3 protein-coding genes are annotated in these 3,165 nt (G+C 38.4%); all 3 read left to right on the top strand.

What is annotated here, in order from left to right; all coding sequences use genetic code 11:
• Positions 1-958: hypothetical protein (locus A6733_RS09055; protein WP_176696789.1), on the top strand; the 958-nt coding region annotated here is incomplete at its 5' end.
• A gap of 1,366 nt (positions 959-2,324) precedes the next feature.
• Positions 2,325-2,576, top strand: coding sequence for a hypothetical protein (locus A6733_RS07185; RefSeq protein ID WP_092402592.1), 252 nt, complete (start codon positions 2,325-2,327; stop codon positions 2,574-2,576).
• Positions 2,577-2,723: 147 nt separating this feature from the next.
• Positions 2,724-2,849, top strand: a complete 126-nt coding sequence (locus A6733_RS09715) for a hypothetical protein (RefSeq protein ID WP_278183833.1) — start codon at positions 2,724-2,726, stop codon at positions 2,847-2,849.
• Positions 2,850-3,165: the final 316 nt, after the last annotated feature.

Here is a 3,165-nt window from a genome sequence, read left to right as displayed (position 1 = left end):
GCTAACGTCATTAAATGGAGTTAACTTAGTAGATTTTTTATCGAAACTAGATTGTGCTATTCGTGATCTAGTGTGGTCCGTATTTAACTCTAGGTGGGCTGTGGAAACTGGTAAAGCTTGTTCTGAACTAGCATGTGGGTTATTGAATGATGTTAGTTGTAAAGATCTCATTAGAGTCCTCGGTGTTGCTGATATTCCTGTAGCGGCGTTTTCGGTTTTCCGAAAATATATGATGAATAAAAGTAAGACATCAGTAAGTAGTAGTAAGATTACAGCTGTAGGCACTGATTCAGGAAGTGGTATTACAGGTCATGAACCATTACCACCTGAGCGCCGTTTTAAATCTAAGAAGCAATTAGGGTCTTCGTTGCTATTAGAGGAGGATTATGGTTCTTCTTCTGATAAATCTTCTTCGAATATTATTGATGATGCTTTAGTCTCGACTGGAGATGGTGCTTGTTCTGAGTTTGTAGCTTTAGTAGGTGGATCAACTACTGCTACTTCACATTCACCTTCGATTTCATTACCTACACCCGCATCTTCATATCCATCTACTTCTGGCCCCCATTCCCAATCTAAGACGCAATTAGGATCCTTGTTGCTATTAGAGGAGAGTAGTGATCAATCTCCTAGATTTGTTGCATTGTTTTCTTATAGAGATCAATCTGGTAGCGTGTCTACCGCTGGTACTGCTCCTACTTTTGTAGGATCACCTGAAGGTACTGGGTCCTCTTTGCCTTTTGTTACCAGGTCTGTTTCTGAGTCAAATGTCTCTAGTGAATCTTTATTGACTGTTAGTGATGCTGTTTTAGTGCCAACTGCTGATGATACTGTTCCTAATTTGGAAGTTTCAGGGGATGAATTATCTGCATCTTCATCTTTGCCTTCATTTGAGTGGGAGCAGGTGCCGATATTTCCTCCTTTCCTGCAACATCATTGGCTGGAGAAGTTAGATTGATAGTGGTTGGTGATGTTTATATGTTGTGAGTTTTAGGAGATGAGCTTTTTTCATTTTCTTTTTTGTCTGTCCGGTCGGTAGCTGATTAAGAGAGTTAGTCACAGTTGGTGTTGTTTCTGAGTTTAGGGAGGGGGCAGTAAATGGCTTACTTTATCCTTTATCTTTACCTTCAGTTTTACTCGTATCTTCATCTCTATCTGAATTAGAATAGGATGCTGTTCTCTTTTTTCTCCAGAGTCGCTTGTATTGTTATGGGTCCTAATTTTACTCCTGCATCCCCACCTGAGCAGCTAATAGTGCCAATCATCGCCTTTCTTTTGGTTTCTATTGCCATTATTGGATAATCTTTCACGCGGCAGTTAGTAGTAGTCTTTCTAGTTATTTTCTCTGACTTCAATAATTTTTTATAACAATATTTATGGAGTAGAGAAATTCAAAAGCACCGTCATCATCACTGGTGCTGCCAGTTGATGGATAATTTGATAACATTGATACATTGAGTTTTTTTATGTATTTTAGCATCAGTGTACGATTGTATATAATCTAATCTAAATTCAAAAATGGGATTTCCTCATCTTAGTACATAGACTCTATAACACATGGTGTATTGAAGGTACTAGTTCCTAATAGAGTTTATAGTCAACCGTAATAGAACGTCCAAGTTGCATTGCTAGTTTTCACCTTGGTTATCTCGTAATATTTACGAGGTCCTTGGAGTAATTATTATTGCAATTTTGTTAACGTATGTATTGAGTTTTTGTTTAGTAGCAGTTTTTATCAATAATTATGTCCACTTCAACATTTATGTACTACATGTTCGTTATTTTTGCGATGAAGTGCCGATTACTGGGAAAAATCAGGTGTTCTCTTAGTACCATCTTCTTTTTCTTTATCCTGAGCTTATATTTTTAATTATACAAGACTTTATGGTGTTTTTTTGAATCGCTCCACCAGCTTTGATCCACTGGTTACATCGTAATCAGTTGTTCAATTCTCTACCTCTCTACTTTTGTTGTTGTCATCAACCGTTCATTATGCTCCATTCCAGTAATTAAAAGAGGTGACAGGTTAGCTATTGCAGCGCATACCGCAGCAGTGTATCTAATAGTGGTGAACTACCCTTCATGTTTGTGATGTTGTATGCTTTTTGTTGTGTGATTGTACTTACTTCTTTCTTTTAATCTTGGTGTGTAAGTTGATGATAAGATGTTAGAATAACGAATGCCGAATATGAACAGTGAGCATAGGAATTTGTGTGTTATGTATTTGCAGCCGATGTTGCTGCTTTTAGTGATGCCCTAGAGGGCGTTGATGGTAGTGGTGGTAATGAAGATAGTGCCTACAGGTAGGTATTTATGGTAGTGATTTGCTGCTAATTGAAGCTTCTGCTGGTACTGCTTCAAATGTTGATGTTGCCCTGCGTAGGGAGGTGGGGTTTATTCCTGGAGTTCTAGTCGTACGAGTTAGTAACTGCAGTTTTTCCTCTTTGTACTCTGAACGTACATTACAGTTATCTACATATGCGGTTCATCGCGAAATTCCTCGCACTTGGATGGTGGTTGCGCTTGGTGAGGAAAAAAGATTTATTTTACTTACTTTACTTTGTTTGTTGCTATGATAGTTAAGGTAGGTAATGTGAGTATATGAAAAGTAACAACGCACGATTTTTATTTGTAATGTTGCGTGAGTTTCATCATTATGAATTATGTTATAACGTACAACAAATTATGATAACTATAAGAAATTATAAGAGGTAGGAGGTGTTATGTATCCTGTATCTGTAACTAGTGCAGCTGCCTCTGGTGATGTTACAGAGATTGAAGATAGTGGTGGTAGTAATGAAGGGAATGGAAGGGAAGGTGCTGTGCAGGTGTTGGTATTCCTGTTGTAGGTTTGCAGCAAGTTGGGACTCCTGCTACCGCTTCTTTGGCCTGTGCAACTACTGCTATTGTTGTGGGTAAGGGAGTGGGTATCAAGGATAGGGTAAGGCTCCTGCCAAGAAGTGTGGTACTGCTTCTTCTTCATACTCTACTATTGATCCGGATGTTTTGAGTTCACTTGGCGTTACTCTGTCTCCTGAGAGTGTTCGAGTAGTTGCAGGTCTCCTTTTTAAAGTTAATAAATTAGCTGAATATTTTTACAATAGTATTGTAAGCAAACAACTCTCACCAATATTGAGTGGCAAACTTTCGTTAACTGAACGAGCT

It is taken from the genome of Candidatus Ichthyocystis sparus, from assembly GCF_900078745.1.
GTDB lineage: Bacteria > Pseudomonadota > Gammaproteobacteria > Burkholderiales > 2013Ark19i > Ichthyocystis > Ichthyocystis sparus.
The sequence above is the reverse complement of the archived record's forward strand: the minus strand, read 5'-3'. Positions and strand labels throughout refer to the sequence as shown.

Bases quoted from the DNA above. Each gene is read 5' to 3' on its own strand.
- A6733_RS09715 (WP_278183833.1), top strand. From the start codon at position 2,724: ATGTATCCTGTATCTGTAACTAGTGCAGCTGCCTCTGGTGATGTTACA.